The sequence below is a fragment of the Pseudarthrobacter sp. BRE9 genome (assembly GCF_031844305.1).
In the GTDB taxonomy this organism is placed as follows: domain Bacteria; phylum Actinomycetota; class Actinomycetes; order Actinomycetales; family Micrococcaceae; genus Arthrobacter.
This window is the reverse complement of the sequence record NZ_JAUZUY010000002.1, coordinates 359630-376518: the sequence shown is the minus strand read 5'-3', so window position 1 is coordinate 376518 and position 16889 is coordinate 359630. Positions and strand designations below refer to the sequence as shown.

General features: G+C 65.9%; 18 protein-coding genes. 9 read left to right on the top strand and 9 right to left on the bottom strand.

Going from position 1 to position 16889, the window contains the following annotated elements; genetic code table 11:
* The first annotated feature begins 95 nt into the window (after nucleotides 1-95).
* The gene (trpD, locus tag Q9R31_RS06625; RefSeq protein ID WP_311261944.1) at nucleotides 96-1151 is read left to right on the top strand and encodes an anthranilate phosphoribosyltransferase; all 1056 of its coding nucleotides are present in this window, start codon (nucleotides 96-98) and stop codon (nucleotides 1149-1151) included.
* Between the two features lie 15 nt (nucleotides 1152-1166).
* Here the strand turns inward: trpD and Q9R31_RS06620 are convergent, their stop codons facing one another.
* Together Q9R31_RS06620 and Q9R31_RS06615 are read right to left on the bottom strand one after the other, a co-directional pair.
* Nucleotides 1167-1448: an Lrp/AsnC family transcriptional regulator gene (locus Q9R31_RS06620; protein ID WP_043456257.1), complete on the bottom strand. Its 282-nt coding sequence runs from the start codon at nucleotides 1446-1448 to the stop codon at nucleotides 1167-1169.
* A gap of 118 nt (nucleotides 1449-1566) precedes the next feature.
* Nucleotides 1567-1968, bottom strand: a complete 402-nt coding sequence (locus Q9R31_RS06615) for a DUF3054 domain-containing protein (RefSeq protein WP_311261943.1) — start codon at nucleotides 1966-1968, stop codon at nucleotides 1567-1569.
* Nucleotides 1969-2397: 429 nt separating this feature from the next.
* Here Q9R31_RS06615 and Q9R31_RS06610 point away from each other — a divergent pair, with 429 nt between their 5' ends.
* The 3 genes from Q9R31_RS06610 to Q9R31_RS06600 are packed head-to-tail and all read left to right on the top strand — an operon-like array spanning nucleotide 2398 to nucleotide 5508.
* Nucleotides 2398-3636: a type III polyketide synthase gene (locus tag Q9R31_RS06610; protein WP_311261942.1), complete on the top strand. Its 1239-nt coding sequence runs from the start codon at nucleotides 2398-2400 to the stop codon at nucleotides 3634-3636.
* A gap of 14 nt (nucleotides 3637-3650) precedes the next feature.
* On the top strand, nucleotides 3651-4343 hold the full coding sequence (locus Q9R31_RS06605; protein ID WP_311261941.1) for a class I SAM-dependent methyltransferase: 693 nt from the start codon (nucleotides 3651-3653) through the stop codon (nucleotides 4341-4343).
* A gap of 1 nt (nucleotide 4344) precedes the next feature.
* Entirely contained in the window at nucleotides 4345-5508 is a 1164-nt protein-coding gene (locus Q9R31_RS06600; protein ID WP_311261940.1) for an NAD(P)/FAD-dependent oxidoreductase, read from the top strand.
* Between the two features lie 11 nt (nucleotides 5509-5519).
* On the opposite strand, the gene Q9R31_RS06595 is transcribed toward Q9R31_RS06600, so the two are convergent.
* On the bottom strand, nucleotides 5520-5933 hold the full coding sequence (locus Q9R31_RS06595) for a nuclear transport factor 2 family protein (RefSeq protein ID WP_311261939.1): 414 nt from the start codon (nucleotides 5931-5933) through the stop codon (nucleotides 5520-5522).
* Nucleotides 5934-5985: 52 nt separating this feature from the next.
* Between Q9R31_RS06595 and Q9R31_RS06590 the strand changes: the two genes are divergently transcribed.
* The 5 genes from Q9R31_RS06590 (at nucleotide 5986) to Q9R31_RS06570 (ending at nucleotide 9780) form a co-directional block, all read left to right on the top strand.
* Nucleotides 5986-6666 (top strand): peptide deformylase, encoded by a 681-nt coding sequence (locus tag Q9R31_RS06590; RefSeq protein WP_311261938.1) that lies wholly within the window; start codon nucleotides 5986-5988, stop codon nucleotides 6664-6666.
* Nucleotides 6667-6736: 70 nt separating this feature from the next.
* Entirely contained in the window at nucleotides 6737-7618 is an 882-nt protein-coding gene (locus Q9R31_RS06585; RefSeq protein WP_311261937.1) for a putative RNA methyltransferase, read from the top strand.
* A 128-nt stretch (nucleotides 7619-7746) separates the two neighbouring features.
* Nucleotides 7747-8220, top strand: a complete 474-nt coding sequence (locus tag Q9R31_RS06580; protein WP_311261936.1) for an NfeD family protein — start codon at nucleotides 7747-7749, stop codon at nucleotides 8218-8220.
* A gap of 22 nt (nucleotides 8221-8242) precedes the next feature.
* Nucleotides 8243-9190 (top strand): SPFH domain-containing protein, encoded by a 948-nt coding sequence (locus Q9R31_RS06575; protein ID WP_311261935.1) that lies wholly within the window; start codon nucleotides 8243-8245, stop codon nucleotides 9188-9190.
* A 242-nt stretch (nucleotides 9191-9432) separates the two neighbouring features.
* Entirely contained in the window at nucleotides 9433-9780 is a 348-nt protein-coding gene (locus Q9R31_RS06570; protein ID WP_026266052.1) for an RNA polymerase-binding protein RbpA, read from the top strand.
* Between the two features lie 95 nt (nucleotides 9781-9875).
* Here Q9R31_RS06570 and Q9R31_RS06565 read toward each other — a convergent pair whose 3' ends face one another.
* The 6 genes from Q9R31_RS06565 to Q9R31_RS06540 all read right to left on the bottom strand — a co-directional run bounded on the left by Q9R31_RS06565 (nucleotide 9876) and on the right by Q9R31_RS06540 (nucleotide 16880).
* The gene (locus Q9R31_RS06565) at nucleotides 9876-10619 is read right to left on the bottom strand and encodes a polyprenol monophosphomannose synthase (protein ID WP_311261934.1); all 744 of its coding nucleotides are present in this window, start codon (nucleotides 10617-10619) and stop codon (nucleotides 9876-9878) included.
* A 95-nt stretch (nucleotides 10620-10714) separates the two neighbouring features.
* Nucleotides 10715-12382 carry an amidohydrolase family protein gene (locus Q9R31_RS06560; RefSeq protein WP_311261933.1) on the bottom strand — a complete coding sequence of 556 codons (1668 nt, stop codon included), beginning with the start codon at nucleotides 12380-12382 and terminating at the stop codon, nucleotides 10715-10717.
* 57 nt (nucleotides 12383-12439) lie between these two features.
* Nucleotides 12440-15364 carry a DEAD/DEAH box helicase gene (locus tag Q9R31_RS06555; protein WP_311261932.1) on the bottom strand — a complete coding sequence of 975 codons (2925 nt, stop codon included), beginning with the start codon at nucleotides 15362-15364 and terminating at the stop codon, nucleotides 12440-12442.
* Nucleotides 15365-15384: 20 nt separating this feature from the next.
* Nucleotides 15385-16179: a twin-arginine translocase subunit TatC gene (tatC, locus tag Q9R31_RS06550; protein ID WP_311261931.1), complete on the bottom strand. Its 795-nt coding sequence runs from the start codon at nucleotides 16177-16179 to the stop codon at nucleotides 15385-15387.
* 48 nt (nucleotides 16180-16227) lie between these two features.
* Nucleotides 16228-16500, bottom strand: coding sequence for a Sec-independent protein translocase subunit TatA (tatA, locus tag Q9R31_RS06545; RefSeq protein ID WP_056333928.1), 273 nt, complete (start codon nucleotides 16498-16500; stop codon nucleotides 16228-16230).
* A 32-nt stretch (nucleotides 16501-16532) separates the two neighbouring features.
* Entirely contained in the window at nucleotides 16533-16880 is a 348-nt protein-coding gene (locus Q9R31_RS06540; RefSeq protein ID WP_311261930.1) for a hypothetical protein, read from the bottom strand.
* Between the last annotated feature and the right edge of the window lie 9 nt (nucleotides 16881-16889).

Sequence of the window (16889 nt, the reverse complement as noted above, 5' to 3'; positions counted from 1 at the left end):
GAGGACTTTTTCTACAAAGACGCGAAATCGCCGGGAAAAGTTCCCACCGCCGTTCACATTGGTCAGTGCCTGCCATCGCTCGATAGCATCAGCACGTGACTTCACAGGCATCTGCAGCGTCCGGCAACACCTGGCCCCGGCTGATTTCGGCACTGATTAAGGGCAATGACCTTTCGGCGGAGAATACGTCCTGGGCCATGGACACCATCATGTCCGGCGAAGCCACGCCGGCCCAGATCGCCGGATTCCTGGTGGCCCTCAGCGCCAAGGGCGAAACCGTGGATGAGCTCTCCGGCCTGGTTGAGGCGATGCTTGCCCATGCCAACCCGGTGGAAATTTCCGGGGAAAAGCTGGACATTGTCGGCACCGGGGGTGACCAACTTAACACCGTCAACATCTCCACCATGGCCGCGCTTGTCGCTGCCGGCGCCGGCGCAAAGGTGGTTAAGCACGGCAACCGGGCCGCGTCGTCGTCGTCCGGATCCGCGGACGTGCTTGAAGCGCTCGGCGTCCGTCTTGACCTGTCGATAGCGCAGGTGGCCCGGAACGCTGAACAGGCAGGGATCACCTTCTGTTTTGCGCAGGTGTTCCACCCGTCATTCCGCCATACCGCCGTTCCCCGCCGCGAACTGGCAATACCCACGGCATTCAATTTCCTGGGACCCCTCACCAACCCCGCCAATGTGCAGGCGTCGGCCGTGGGCGTCGCCAACGAGCGGATGGCGCCCCTCGTTGCAGGCGTGCTTGCCCGGCGGGGGAGCAGGGGGCTGGTGTTCCGGGGCAATGACGGCCTGGACGAACTGACCACCACCGGACCTTCCACAGTGTGGGAGATCCGCAACGGCGTGGTCACTGAGCTGCTTTTCTCCCCGCAGGACCTTGGCATCAGCCTGGCCACGGTCGAACAGCTTCGCGGCGGTGACGCAGCAGCAAACGCGGGAGTTGTCCGTGACGTGCTGGCCGGTAAAGAAGGCCCGGCGAGGGATGCGGTCCTGGTCAATGCCGCGGCAGGCCTCGTCGCGTTCGACCAGCAGGCGGAGGGGCCGTTCCTGGCAAGGATGCAGACGGCTTACGCGCGGGCGGCCGAATCGATCGACTCAGGCGCAGCCGCAGCCGTCCTGGACCGTTGGGTCTCACTGTCCCGCGCCTGACAGCAGGCGCTGCTTTTACTGTTCGAACCCCAGGGAGAAGGCAGCATCCAGGTCGTGCTGTGAATACGCGCGGAATGCGATGTGGGTGGTTGTATGTACCACCGCGGGGACTTTGGAGAGCCGGTCGGCGATGACATCCGCCAGGTCCTCGTGCCGGTGTACCCGCGCTACCGCAATCAGGTCCCATTCTCCGGTGACGGAGTAGACCTCACTGATGCCTTCGATGGCTGAGATTTCCTCCGCGGTCTCGGGAATGCGGGCGGCGTCAGTCTTGATCAGAACAAATGCGGTAACCACGTTTGTACCCCTTCAATCAGTTCCGCCGCTGCAAGGCACGGCAGGGTTTCCTCTCCTGCCAGCCTATTACACGGGGAACCTTTTCCCGGCAGCCACCCTGGTGCCGGCAGGCCGGCGCTCAGCGGCTGCGCAGCCGCAGTGCGCCGGCGAGCAGGAGGCGGTAACCCACGAGGAAGACGGCGAGGGCCAGTGTCGCTACGATGACGAAGGGAAGGACAACCGTCTGGCCGGTCAGTGCCCGCAGGAGCATGCCGACAACCAGGCTGCCAAGCCAGACTGGAACTCCCGCCCGGAGGATAGATAGGGGGCTGCGCCAGGCCCGGGAAGCGACCCATCCGGCAGCTGCCCCTGCAAGGAAGGGCCAGGCAGTCAGGAGCACACCCAGGACGGGCTCTTCGCGGTGGTGCGCATCGCGGCCTATGGCGGCAAAGGCAAGGATTAGTACGATATCGGCCACTGCCGCTGCAAGTACCGTTCTTCCGGAAGCCGTTGCTGCCGCCTTCGTTTTCAAGGAACCCATGGTTTCGAGCTTAGCCGCACACTGTAAGGTCTCAGCAGGAGCAGGGGCCGGTCCGGCCGTATGGGAGGCACAGTGAATAAAGCCCTGTGGATTTGCAGCCTCGTTGGTGCTGCCCTTCGGATCAGTCTGGGGCTGGCACTGTTCCATACGCCGTTCTGGGGCTTTGCGTTCGGACTCGGTATCGGTGCCTTGGTCGGGGCGTCCATCCAGCGGCGTCACTAGAGGAGCGGGCCGGGGAGCGGGAAGCCGAAGAACCAGGGGCAGTCTGATCACTGCAACTTGACATAATGTAGATTATCGGCGCTTTGGGCAGGGCCCCGGATGGGGGTTCCAACAGGCGACCTGACGGCCATGACGCTGCCGCGCAAAAGTGCTGGTCAGGCCCGCAGGCCCATTGTCTTTAGTCCGGCGCGCGTCAAGAATGAATCAATGACGGTCTACGTGCGTTCACTTGAAACTGCAGTTCCGGGGACAAAGCTGATCCAGTCCGAAGCCCGCGATGTATTTGCGGCGCAGCCGGGCCTGTCCCGTTTGGGTTCACGGCTGGTCAATACCTGTTTTGATGGTGCAGCCATCGAGACGCGGTTCACCGCCGTCCAGGAACTCACCAACACGTCCCGCTCGGAAAACCCGCAGTTCTACGACCCGGAAACCGGCCTGCTGCTGAACCCCAGCACCAAAGTCCGCAACGACATCTTCGCCCGCGAGGCCACCAAACTGTTCGTTGAGGCGGCCCGCGCTGCCCTGGAGGCAGCCCCGGAACTGGATTTACTTGACATAACTCATCTCGTGACCGTTTCCTGCACGGGTTTCTTCAATCCGGGACCCGACTACAAGGTGGTCCGTGAACTTGGCCTGAGGCCCGCCGTCCAGCGCTACCACCTGGGTTTCATGGGCTGTTACGCCGCCTTTCCTGCGCTCCGCGCAGCGAAACTGTTTTGTGAAGCGGATCCGAACGCCGTCGTCCTGGTGGTCTGCGCCGAACTGTGCTCCCTCCATGTACGCACGTCCAACGACCCGGACACCATTATGGGATCGGCGCTGTTCGCCGATGGTGCCGCTGCCGCCGTCGTGACTGCCCGCCAAGGCACCGAAGAAACCGCACTGTTGAAGCTGGACCACTTCGAAACCGTCCTGACGCCTGTCGGCGAGGATTCGATGGCGTGGAACATCGGCGACAACGGCTTCGAGATGGTTCTGGGCAACTATGTTCCCCACATCATCGATGACCACATTGTCGGCGCGCTGGAGCCCCTTCTCGCCACGGAACCGGAACTGGCCGCACTCCCCTACACGGCAATCCCGCACTGGGCCATCCACCCGGGCGGCCGGAGCATCCTTGACAAGGTGCAGTCCCGGCTCGGCCTCAGCGACGCCCAACTGGTCCCGGCACGGGACGTCCTGCGTAATTACGGCAACATGAGCAGCGCCACTGTGCTTTTCGTCCTCAAGCACATCCTTGAACAAGACCTCGAGGAAGGATCCGCCGGGGACGAGCGCATCTGTTCCATGGCCTTTGGCCCCGGCCTGACCGTGGAAACAGGTCTGTTCACCAAGCTCCGGCAGGCAACCGGCGGCGCCGGGCGTGGCGGCCAGGAGGACAATGCGGCAGAGGGTGACCTGATGGTGTTCCCAAGCCGGACGGCCGCCGAAGCGCCCGTGGCCTAACGGGGCTCCACGGAATGGGGATCCTGCTGCGCCAACGCGCCATGGACGTCGAGCAGATGGACCGGCCGGACTGTGATGCCCGGCTCCTGGACAACACCTACCGGCAGTTTGCTGTCATCAACCGGGTGCTGTCCGGCTGGCGGAAGCTGTATGCCAAGGAGCTTCGACCCATGATCACGCCCGCCGGGCACCCGCTGACGGTGCTGGACGTCGGATCGGGCGGCGGGGACCTGGCCGTGATGCTGGCCCGCTGGGCGGCACGGGACGGTAAAGCACTGCGCATTACGGGCATCGATCCTGATCCCCGCGCGGCCCGTTTCGCCGGTCAGCGGCCCGCCATGGCCGGCGTCGAATTCCGTGCGGCGCACAGTGCAGACCTGGTCAGCGAAGGTGCCCGGTTCGACGTCGTCATCTCCAACCACGTGCTGCACCATCTGGCGCCGGAAGAACTCCGGCAACTGCTGGCGGACTCGGAAATCCTGGCGGCCGGGAAGGCACTGCACAACGACCTGGTCCGCAGCCCTGCCGCGTTTGCCCTCTTCAGCGTGGCCGCCCTGCCGTTCCGGCAGTCCTTCATCCGGGAAGACGGCCTCACCTCCATCCGGCGCAGCTACAGGCCGGCCGAGTTGGCGGCCGCCGCTCCCCCGGGCTGGTCCGTGGCGCGTTCGTCGGCCTTCCACCAGGTCCTTACCTACCGGCGGGGCTGACATGGACGCCGATGTCCTGATCGCCGGCGGCGGTCCCGTGGGCCTGTACCTGGCTGCCGCGCTGCTGCAGGAAGGCGTAGCGGTAAAGGTCCTGGAGCGGCGGCAGTCACGGAACCGGCATACCCGCGCCATCGGGATCCATCCTCCGGCTCTGGAGGCACTCGCCGGGATCCAGGTTGCGGCCAGCATGGTCCGGGAGGGCATCCGCATCAGGAGCGGGATGGCGGTCAGCGGCGGGAAAACGGTGGGAACCATGACGTTCGACGCCGTTTCGGAGGACTATCCCTTTGTCCTGGCGCTGCCACAGTTCAGGACGGAGGAACTCCTTGAGGACCGAGTCCGCGCCTTGGACGCCGGAGCGCTGGTCAGGGGTGCCAACGTCACCGGAGTAAGGGACGACGGCGGCAAGGTCACCATCGCGGTCCAGTCCAGCGCGGGTGCCGCGGTCCGAAGCGGCAGCCACAACCGCAGCGCCACTGCCGCCTTGCTGGTTGCGGCAGACGGCGCCCGGTCCCGGCTCCGTGGCGCGCTGGGCGTCCCGGTGGACCGGAAGTCGTATCCGGACCACTACCTCATGGGGGATTTCGACGACGGCAGCGGCTACGGGGACAAGGCGGTCCTGTTCCTCGAACCGGAAGGAATCGTCGAGTCCTTTCCGCTGCCCGGGCGGGTGCGGCGCTGGGTGGTGCGGCTGGAACGTCCCGCCGCGCCGGAGGCAGGACCGCTGGAGCTGGCGGAACTGGTGCAGCGCCGGACCGGGTTCCTGCCTGATGCGGCCACGAACTCCATGCTGAGCGCGTTCAGTGTACGGGCGACGACGGCCAGGCGGATGGTGACCGGACGGACCGTGCTGCTGGGAGATGCCGCCCACGAGATCAGCCCCATCGGCGGTCAGGGCATGAACCTCGGTTGGCTGGATGCAAGCGAGCTGGTCCCAGTGATCTGTGCTGCACTGGCGGGTGAACCCACGGGGAGGCGGCTCCGGGACTTCGAGAAGGGCCGGCGGCGGGCCGCAGCAGTGTCCCGCCGGCAGGCCGAGATCAACATGCTGCTGGGCAGGCCCCTGCCCCGGCCGCTCCTTCGGGTGCGCACTGCCGCCATCGGCGCCGCCGCTGCCGTCCCCATGGTGAACCAGTGGGCCGCCAGGCGCTTCACCATGCACTAGCGGTTGCAGGGTTACCGGAAATAGCAGTCGTAACTGTCCTGGCTCACGATGACGCCGTTGCGCACCTCGAAGACCGACGATGTCCTGGCCCGAATCGGTTCGCCCTGGTCCCAGTACCGAAGATCCATAATCGCCGTCGCCGACCAGTCGGCTTCCACCACCACCCGGCCTCCCTCGCAGGTGGTCCGCCGGATGATGAACTGCTGGTCCTTCACCACCTCGCGGCTTTGGTCCGCGCCGGCAAGCACTCCCGCCAGCGTCCGTTTGGAACCTTCTGGAGCCAACAGGTGCGGAGCCTCCGTCAGCACGAACGATTCCGACAGGAACGGCCGGATGTCCTCCGCTCCGCCGCCCGCCTCAAGGACCCGGATGAACTCCAGGACGTGCTCCAGCGGGGATGCCGGCGGGAAAGAGTCATCAGCCATGCAGTAGACCCTAACCCAAGGTCCTGTGCCTGTCCGCCAGTAGGCTGTCCCCATGATCCAGACTGTTCCCCCAACAACGGCCGGCGCCCACGACATCCGTCAGATTGTTGAGCGGATCCTGTCCGCCGGGTCCCTCCCGCCCATCGTCCAGGCAGGCCACCCGGCCCTCCGCCAGCGGGCCGCAAGGTTCGACGGCCAGCTCTCTACCGACGAGCTAACCCGCCTGATCGCGGTCATGCGGCAGGTTATGCATGAGGCCCCGGGGGTGGGCCTTGCCGCCCCGCAGCTGGGCATCCCCCTGCAGCTCGCCGTCCTGGAGGACCAGTTCGACGTCGACCCCGACTCTGCATCGCTGCGGAGCCGGGTTCCGCTGGAGTTCCTGGCCATCCTCAACCCCCAGTACACGCAGGTGGGGTCCGGACTGGCGTCGTTTTATGAGGGCTGCCTTTCCCTCAGCGGGCTCCAGGCGGTGGTGGCGCGTCCCGACACCGTGCTCCTGGAGTACCAGACGCCCGACGGCGCGGCGGAGCAGCGCACGTTTTCCGGGTGGCAGGCCCGCATCGTCCAGCACGAGACGGACCACCTCAACGGCATTCTTTACCTGGACCGGGCCCAACTCCGGTCCCTGAGCAGCAACGCAGAATATGCAGCGCACTGGGCCGAACCGGGCATCGAGAATGCGCGGGAAGGGTTGGGTTTCGACGACGGTCCAGCCGGTATTTCGCTCGGCTGACCTTGCGCTGTCCCCGGAGGCAGTGACAACGGGCAGGGGCGGGAACCCGGGCCGCCCTAAAATGGTTCCCATGCCTTCCGCGGATCTCCCCCTCCTGTGCCCCGTCTGCTCGCATCCGCTGGAATACATGAAGGCAGCGGCCGCGCGCCAGCCCCGCCTGCTGTGCCCAAACGGCCACAGCTTCGACGCTGCCCGGCAGGGCTACTTCAACCTCCTGGTGGGCAAGGGCACCGCCTTCGAACCGGACAGTGCCGCGATGGTGGCGTCCCGCTTCAACTTCCTGGGGGACGGCCACTACCTGCCGCTGGCGCAGGCGGTGGCCTCCGCCGTCGTGCCCAACCTGCCGCAGGAGGGTGCAGCGGTCCTGGACTCGGGAACAGGGACCGGGCATTATCTGCGCCGGATCCTCGACGCTGCAGCTGCCAGTGGACGGCAGGCGTCCGCGATTGGCCTGGACATCTCCAAATTTGCCCTGCGCCGTGCCGCCCGGCTCAATCCTGAGGCCCTGAACCTGGTCTGGGACATCTGGCAGCCGCTGCCGGTGGCACCGAACTCGGTGGACGCGGTCACCGTGGTCTTCGCCCCGCGGAACCCCGCTGAATTTGCCCGGGTCCTCCGTCCCACGGGCGTGCTGGTTGTGGTGACACCGCGAAGCGGACACCTTGGGGAGATCGCCGCCGTCGCCGGGATGCTTGGGATCGAAGAGGGCAAGGATGAGCGGCTGGCCGAAGCGATGGCGGGGCTTTTCGAGCCCGACGGTACCTTCGACGTCGACATCCCGCTGGAGCTGACCCGCGCCGCCGCCGCGGACCTGGCCTTCATGGGGCCGGCCGGGCACCACCTGGACCTGGGGCAGATCGCCGCCCGGCTCGAAAACTCCCCGGAGCCGGTGACGGCCACCGCCAAGTTCAGGCTTTTCGTGTTCAGGTCCAGGATCCACGGAGCCCCGTAACGACTTGGCCACTATCCCCCTGCAGCCGGTATGAACCGGCCCACACGGCAAGTCCGCGGACTACGATGAAAAGACAGTTACTGGCGGCTCCGCGGATGCGGCCCGCCCGTGGCGAAGGGGGAACAGGGATGTTTGAGTGGCTTGGCGAAAACTGGTGGGCATGGTGGCTCACGGCTTTCCTGGCGTTTGCAGTGATCGAGATGATCACGCTTGACCTGTTTTTCATCATGCTTGGCGGCGGATCGCTCGCCGCACTGGTCGCCGACTTCGCCGGTGCAGAACCCTGGCTCCAGGTAGTGGTCTTCTGCGTGGTGTCCCTGCTGATGGTCGCCTTTGTCCGGCCCGTGGCCCTTTCACACCTCAAGAAGGGCCCGGCCGAGCAACGGACCAACGTGGACCGGCTGATCGGCGAACCGGCCGTCGTGATGGAAGCCGTGACCGCCGACGGCGGCCTGGTGAAGATCGGCGGCGATATCTGGAGCGCACGCTCCGCAGCGGGAGACCTTCCCGCAGGCCAGAAGGTGGTGGTGGCGGCCATCGATGGCGCAACAGCAGTGGTGTCGGTACCGCCGTCGGCGGCCACCGGTCCAGATACAGCCTGATATTTGGGGAACGAGGAGTTGTATGGAAAACGCAGGCGGAACCGCACTGGCCATAGTGCTGGTGGTTCTGATCGTCTTTGTCATCATAGTTCTGGTCCGGTCTGTCCGGATCATTCCGCAGGCCCGTGCCGGCGTCGTTGAACGGCTTGGCAAGTACCAGCGGACGCTCAACCCCGGACTGACGATCCTCATCCCGTTCGTGGACCGGCTGCTGCCGCTCCTGGACCTGCGTGAACAGGTGGTGTCCTTTCCGCCGCAGCCCGTCATCACCGAGGACAACCTGGTGGTCTCCATCGACACCGTGGTCTACTTCCAGGTGACGGATCCGCGGGCAGCCACCTACGAAATCGCCAACTACATCCAGGCCGTGGAGCAACTCACCACCACTACCCTCCGCAATGTGGTGGGTGGACTGAACCTGGAGGAAGCCCTTACGTCCCGAGACCAGATCAACGGACAGCTTCGCGGTGTCCTCGATGAGGCCACGGGCCGTTGGGGCATCCGCGTCTCGCGGGTGGAACTGAAGGCCATCGATCCGCCGCACTCCATTCAGGACTCCATGGAAAAGCAGATGCGGGCCGAACGCGACCGCCGCGCAGCCATCCTCACCGCCGAGGGGACCAAGCAATCAGCCATCCTCACCGCGGAGGGCCAGCGGCAGGCGTCCATCCTCGCCGCGGAAGGCGAAGCCAAGGCAGCCATTCTCCGAGCGGACGGTGAGTCGCAGGCCATCCAGAAGGTCTTCGATGCCATCCACAAGGGCAACCCGGACCAGAAACTGCTGGCCTACCAGTACCTCCAGACCCTGCCCAAGCTGGCCGAGGGCTCGGCCAACAAGCTGTGGATCATCCCAAGTGAGGTCGGAGAGGCCCTGAAGGGAATCGGCAACGCCCTCGGCGGCAACGGCGTGGAATCCCCCGCTGCCGGTGGGCTTTTCGACGATGTGCAGAGTGAGCGTACCCAGCCCTAGGCAATCCGGAAAGCACGGAGGGTTCCGCGGCCAGCCGGGGAACCCTCCCTGTTTTGGCGCAGACGGGATAACGCCCGTATAATTGGGTATTTGTCCGGCAGGAGAATACCGGCTGGAACAACCAAGCTTCGCAATGCGTTGAATCCTATGATGCAGCACAGTGCACACAGTAGTCCGGCGGTGCAGCGTTGCCACCGGCTAACGCGGAGATCTCATCCGCGAACCGACCAGAGGGAGAAAACATGAGCGATCGCAGCCTGCGGGGTATGCGCCTTGGCGCGCAGAGCATGGAGACCGAGTCCGGAGTCGAGCCGGCTCCGCGCCAGCGGGTTGAGTACCGTTGCGCGGATGGTGAGCAGGTCTTCGTGACGTTCTCCTCCGAGGCGGAAATTCCTCCGGTATGGGTCTCCAAGACCGGCAAGGAAGCGCTCCTGGTTGACGGCGAAAAGCCGGACACCAGCAATGACAAGGCAGTCCGCACCCACTGGGACATGCTGCTGGAACGCCGCTCGCTTCCTGAACTCGAACAGATCCTCGAGGACCGCCTGACCATCCTGCGCGAACGCCGCGGAGAGCGCCGCTCGGCATAAGGCCGGCCAGAAAGGGGGCGGCCCCGCACATTGGTGCGGGGCCGCCCCCTTTTTCCGTGTATCCCCGAAGGCCGCCGGTCACGGCCCGGGAAGAACTACGCCTGCTTGTTTTTCAGCTTGCCGGCCAACGTGTTCCAGCGGGCCGTCAGGCCCCACCGGGTGACGTTGACCATTGCTTCGATCACGATGTTGCCGCTCATCTTTGAGGCACCCAGCTCGCGCTCGACGAAAGTGATGGGACGTTCCTCGATGCGGAGCCCCAGTTTGGACACGCGCCACGCCAGGTCCACCTGGAAGCCGTAGCCCACCGAATCCACCTGGTCCAGGTTGAGCTTTTCAAGGGTGGTCCTGCGGAACGCGCGGTAGCCGCCGGTGACGTCCTTGATCCGCAGGCCCAGCATCAGCCGCGCGTAAGTGCTGCCCACGCGGGAGATCGCCTGGCGGTACAGCGGCCAGTTGACCACGCTGCCGCCGGGAACCCAACGCGAGCCCATCGCCAGGTCTGCGCCCTGGTCCACTGCTTCGAGCAGCTGGGGAAGCTGTTCGGGCTGGTGCGAGCCGTCGGCGTCCATTTCCACCAGGACGTCGTACCCGGCCTCCAGGCCCCACCGGAAGCCGGCGATGTAGGCGGCGCCCAGGCCTTCCTTGCCCTTGCGGTGCAGGACGTGGACCTGGGAATCCTCGGCGGCGAAGCCGTCGGCAAGTTGGCCGGTGCCGTCAGGGCTGTTGTCATCAACCACCAGTACGTCCGACGCCGGAACAGCCTTCCGAAGGCGCTGGAGCGTCTTGGGCAGCGATTCCAGTTCGTTGTAGGTGGGAATGATCGTAAGGACGCGCACGAAGGGCCTTTCCTGGTGGAAGTGGTCGGAGCACCTGATGCCGGGCTTGCCGGCGGCGGGCGCAACTCCCCATTATAGGGCGGAGGCTTGCCGGGTCAGGAACGCAGGGCCGGGCTGGCGAAGAGTTCGGCACCGTCTTTGACGGTCTGCAGGCATACCGGGTCCGAGCCCGTGTCCAGTGCCGGCAGCAGCGGGGTCCTGGCCCGTGGATCCGTGCTCCAGGACTGCACCCTGCCGTCAGCCACCTGGACCATCAGTTCCTCCACCTCCCAGACCGCGAAACTGGCCGGGGCCCCGGGCACCAGCTGTCCGGCCATCGGGTTGGCGTGGCGTGCCGCCCTCCAGCCGGCACGGGTGTGGCCCAGGAAGGCAGCCCGTGCGGAAATGCGTTGCTCCGGGTTGTGGTGTTCCACGCACGCGCGCACGCTGGACCAGGGACGGAGGGGCGTCACCGGGCTGTCGCTGCCGAAGCAAACCGGAACTCCGGCGGAGTAGAAGGCGGCGAAGGGGTTCATTGACCGGCTCCGCTCCCCCAGCCTCCGCTCGTAAAGGCCGCCGGCTCCGCCCCACGCCGCGTCGAAGGATGGTTGGGCGCTGACGGTCACGGAGTACTGTGCCAGCCTGGCCACGGCCGCGGCATCAGCCATCTCCACGTGCTCGAAACGGTGGCCGGCGGCCCGCACCCGCTGCTCCCCCACTTCCTTGGCCGCCAGGTCCAGCGCCTCCAGCGCAATGTCCAGTCCGGCGTCGCCAATCACGTGGAACCCGCCCTGGAGCCCGGCAAGGGAGCAGGCAGCAAGATGGGCTGCTGCCTGGTCGACGTTGAGGTACAGGCTGCCGTGCTCCTGGCCGGCATCGCTGTAGCCGGCGCGCAGGGCCGCTGTCCTGGAGCCAAGCGATCCATCGATGTTCAAGTCCCCTGCCAGTCCGCGGATGCCGGCACCGAGCTGCCCAACAAGGGCACGGGCCTGCGCCTCGGAGGACACCAGCTCCCCCCAGTACGGCAGCACCTCGGGAACGCGCTGCATGCCCGGGGCGGAATCATTCCATCCTGCGGCCAGCCTGAGATCATCGGCGCCGCCGATGTGCGGCGCCCCCATCTCGGCAACGGCTACGTAGCCGTTGGCCGCAGCTTCTGCCAGGGCACGGGCCTGGTGCCGCTTCAGCGTGTCCTGCGGCATCTGTCGCGTTGCCAGCCTGGCTGCTTCGTGGGCCGCCCGCGTGACCCGGGCGCCGCCGTCGTACCCGTCCTTGCCGCGAAGGTCCGCGGACTGTAACAGCGAGGTCGACACGAGAGCCGAGTGCACGTCCACCCTGGAAAGGTAGACCGGGCGGCCCCCGGACGCCCGCTCCAGTTCTTCGGCGCTCGGCAGGGCGGGGTCCGCCCACGTGGCCTCGTCCCAGCCATGGCCGAGCACCGGCCCTTCCCCACCAGCCGCCGCGACGGCGTCCAGCAGCGCCCGGGCTGACGTGACCGTCCCGAGCTGCAGCGATTCCAGGGCGATCCCGGTTTCGGTCAGGTGGAGGTGCGAGTCGACGAACCCCGGTGCAACCAGGGCGCCGCGGAGGTCAATGATCTCCATCGAACTGTCCGCAATGGACGAGGCAGCCTGCTCGGACCCAACCCACGCAACGGTGTCGCCGTCCACCAGCATGGCGGTTGCGAATGGATCGGCCGCCGTGTAAACGGATCCGTTGCGGTACAGCACCGGGGCTGGACGGGCGGTGGCATCAGGACGGGAGGTGGCATCGGGGCGCGGCATGGCAGGGAACTCCTGGGGGTGGGCAGGCCGGCGGAAGCCGGCCGGGTATCGGCGGGGCTAAAGAACGGAAGAATACGCCACGACGCCGCGGCGGATGAGGTTGATCGCTTCGGCGCACAGGCGTGCCAGCCGCGGGTCGAGGCCGGGGATCTTGGCAAGCTGGTCCAGCAGGTCCACCACCTGCTTCACCCATCGGACAAAATCACCGGCGGCAAGATCAGTGCCGCTGAGGACATCCTGCAGGTGGCGCCCGCGGGCCCATTTGTACAGCGGCCAGACAAGGCCCAGTTCCGGCTCGCCGGTCAGGGGAAGCTTGTTCTCCTCTTCCACATCCTCAAGGACGGACCACTCCCTGACCACGATGTCCACGGAGGTCTCCAGCGAGACGCTGGGCATGCGCGGCCGCAGGCCCCGGTCTTCGCGTTTGGCCTGGTAGACCAGCACGCTCGCCAGCGCGGCAACTTCGGCGGCGTCGAGGTCATCGAACGCGCCCAGGCGCAGCGACTGGGAGATCAATAGGTCCTTCTCGCCATAGATCCTGCGCAGCCGCTGGCCGTCAGCGCTGATGTTGAGCCTGCCGTCTCCCGCGTCTTCCAGGTAGCCGTAGGCGGACAGCACGTCACAGACCCGGTCGAAAGTCTTGGCGATGGTGTTGGTCCGGCCCTGGATCTGGCGGACCAGTCCGTCCGTTTCGCGGCGCAGTTTCCACCAGCGCTCCGACCAGCGGGCATGGTCTTCCCGTTCACTGCACCCATGGCAGGGGTGGGCCTTCAGGGCGCGGCGCAGCTCTGCGATGCGCTTTTCCTGGTTGGGCAGTGCTGCGCCGCGGCCGAAGTCGTGGTTGCGGTTCTGGCCCGGGGCGGGCGGACGGTTTTCACGCAGGGCGTTCCGTACCGAGGACGCCAGGTCCCTGCGGGACTTGGGCACCTTTGCGTTGAAGGACTTGGGGATGCGGATTCTGGTAACGGGTGCGATGGGACCTTCGAGGTCGTCAGCGCCGATCCTGCGCAACTGGTTGTCCAGCGTCAGCACGGCCGGCCGTGGCTCGCGGCTGGTGTGGTCCGAACTGAGCACGACGGCGGGCCCGGGGGCACGGCCACCGGGTACGTCGACTACATCGCCGGGCAGGAGGCGCGCCAGTGAGTCGTCGCAAAGTGATTTCCGGACGCGGGACTTGGTGCGGGAGGTGGCGTTCTCGGCGTCGGAGAGTTCCCTGCGCAGCCGCGCATACTCAGTGAAGTCACCCAGGTGGCAGGTCATGGATTTGGCGTACCCGGCAAGGGATTCCTCGCGGCTCCGCACCTGGCGGGCCAGCCCCACCACGGAGCGGTCCGCCTGGAACTGGGCAAAGGAGGACTCGAGGATCTCACGGGCCCTGGGCCGGCCAAACTGCGCCAGCAGGTTGATGCTCATGTTGTAGGTGGGCCGGAAACTGGAGTTCAGCGGGTAAGTCCGCCGCGAGGCCAGCCCGGCAACTGCAGTCGGGTCAGTACCCGGCTGCCAAAGCACTACGGCGTGGCCTTCGATGTCGATGCCGCGCCGGCCGGCGCGGCCGGTCAGCTGGGTGTACTCACCTGCCGTGATGTCCACATGGGCTTCGCCGTTGAATTTGTCCAGCTTTTCCAGCACCACTGAACGGGCAGGCATGTTGACGCCCAGGGCGAGGGTTTCCGTGGCGAAGACGGCCTTGACCAGGCCGTCGGCGAACAGTTTCTCGACGACTTCCTTGAAGGTGGGCAGCATTCCGGCGTGGTGGGCGGCGAAGCCCCGGAGCAGTCCGTCCCGCCAGGTCCAAAAGCCCAGGACGTCAAGGTCATCCGGCGGGATGTCCTGCCCCGCCTCGTCAACGCGCTGGGCAATGATCCGCTGCTCTTTCTCGGTGGTGAGCCAGAGGCCGGATGAGACGCACTGGGCGACGGCTGCCTCACAGCCGGCCCGGGAGAAGATGAAGGTGATGGCGGGCAGCAGGTCCATCCGGTCCAGGCTGGCGATCACCATGGGGCGGCTGGCGGGGCGCACTCCTGTATGCTCGCCGCCACGGGCCGGGCGGTCGTTACCGCGGCGGCCGCGCTGGCCCCTTCCTCCGGGTCCGGGCCTGCTGCGGAAGCTCTGCCGGCTCTCACTTTGGGCCACCGCCAGCAGGTCCGGGTTGACATCGAAACCGCGGCCCTTGGCGGCATCGCGGGACTTGCCGGATGTTGCTGGTTGCTGGTCGTCGTCCTCAACGGGCGGGGCGATCTCGTCGAAAGTCGTTTCCCCGGCGAAAAGGTCCATGATCCGCCGGCCCACCATGACGTGCTGCCACAACGGCACCGGGCGGTGTTCGGAGACGATGATGTCGGTGTCCCCACGAACCGTGTCCAGCCAGGCACCGAATTCCTCGGCGTTGGAAACCGTTGCACTCAGTGAAGCGACCTGGACCTCGCTGGGCAGGTGGATGATGACTTCTTCCCAGACCGCCCCGCGGAACCGGTCGGCCAGGTAGTGGACTTCGTCCATGACCACGTAGCCAAGGTCGCCCAGGGTGGCGGAGTCCGCGTAGAGCATGTTCCTCAGGACTTCGGTGGTCATGACCACCACCTGCGCGTCACCGTTGATGCTGGTGTCCCCGGTGAGGAGCCCCACATTGTCCGCACCGTACTTTTCGGTGAGTTCACTGAACTTCTGGTTGCTGAGTGCCTTGATGGGCGTGGTGTAGAAGGCCTTCAGGCCGCGCTGCAGCGCGAGGTAGATGGCGAACTCCCCCACGATGGTCTTCCCGGCACCGGTGGGGGCCGCCACCAGGACTCCCCTGCCTTCCTGCAGGGAACGGCATGCCTGCCGTTGAAAGTCGTCAAGCTCGAAGTCCAGGGTCCGGATGAAGGCCCCAAGGTAGGTGGCGGCCTCGGCTCTGCGTTCAGCGCTGGCACGGTACCTCTCGGCCGGCGACATTTCTTCAGGATCGATGGGGCCGGCGGAGAAGGGTCCGGTGGTGGAGGACATACCTCAAGCCTAACGGCAGGCTAGAGCTTCTTCAGTTCACTGCCCGGGGTTGCGACGTCTGCGGTGGCCTCGGTTTCCTCGACTTGCCGGGCCTGGCGGCGGTCGCGGCGTTTGTCGTTCATGATGCAGATGCCGATGGCCGCGAAGAACAGCGCCAGCAGCGGGCCGGCCAGCATGAACATCGAAATGGCATCCGCACCAGGCGCGGCAATCGCGGCCAGGACGAAGACCAGGAAGACTGTGATGCGCCAGGCCTTGAGGATGGTGTGGCCGGAGACGATCCCGGCCATATTGACGCCCACCAGCACGACGGGGACCAGGAAGGCCAGGCCCAGCATGAGCACCATCCGGGTGACGAACTCAATGTAGGTCCGGGCATCGATGACGCTGGAGGAGCCTTCCGGGGTGAACTGGGTCAGCGCGTGGACCACCTGCGGCACCACAAGCCAGCCGACCCAGATTCCGGCCAGGAACAGGGGGATGGCAGCGGCCATATAGCCAAGGGTGTAGCGCCGTTCCTTGGACGTCAGCCCGGGGGTAATGAAGGCCCAGAGCTGGTAGATCCAGACAGGGCTGGAAATGACCGCCCCGATCAGGAGGGACATCTGAAGCTTGAAGTCGAAGGGTGACGCGATGGTGCCGAAGTTGATGGCGGCCAGGCCGCCGGTCTCATCGGAAATACGGTTGACCGGTGCGGCCAGGGCCTTCAGCAGCGGATCGTAAAGTATCCAGCCCCCAATGCCGCCAATGACGACGCCGATGGCCGACTTGATCAGCCGGTTCTTCAGCTCCTTGAGGTGCTCCCAGAGCGACATCCGCCCTTCGGGATTGGCTTTACGGGCCCGCGACAGTGCCACGGGAGGTCAGGCGCGGGTCGACGGCGGAACGTCAGTGCCGTCTGTCGGCTCACCGGGCTTCGCCTTGGGGTGGTTCACGATGGTGCCTTCCACCGGACCGTTTGCCTCGGTGGAGTCGGCTTTGCCGTCGTTCTTCATTTCCTTGACCTCGGACTTGATGATCCGCATGGACTGTCCCAGGCTGCGGGCCATGGCCGGAAGCTTGGGGGCGGCGAAGAGCAGCAAAGCAACAACGATGATAATTACGATCGGCCAGGGGCCATCAAAGAGTCTTCCCACGGGAAATCCTTTCCTCTAAGTACATCCTACTTCTATGTGAAGTCGAGATCTCCGAGCGCCTGCGGCTGGCCCCGGTCCTTTTTACGCTGCACTCGCCGGCGGCGGCGTTCTTCCCGCCGGGCCCATTTGGATGCCTCGTAATCATGTCGCATGACGGCGGGTGAGGCAAAAACGGCAGAACCTGGCAGGGCGCGTGACGGGTCCGCGGGTTCCTCCGGCGCCCCGACGGGGTTCAGGTGCCCCAGTTTTTCGCCGGCGGCGCTGAGGTCCTTCACCGTGGCCATGAACTGGCGGAAAAGACGGATGCCCAGCAGGACATAGAACAGCAGGGCCACTGCGACAAGCGCCACCCATATGAGAATCCAGGACCACCAAGGCATGCTGAGAAG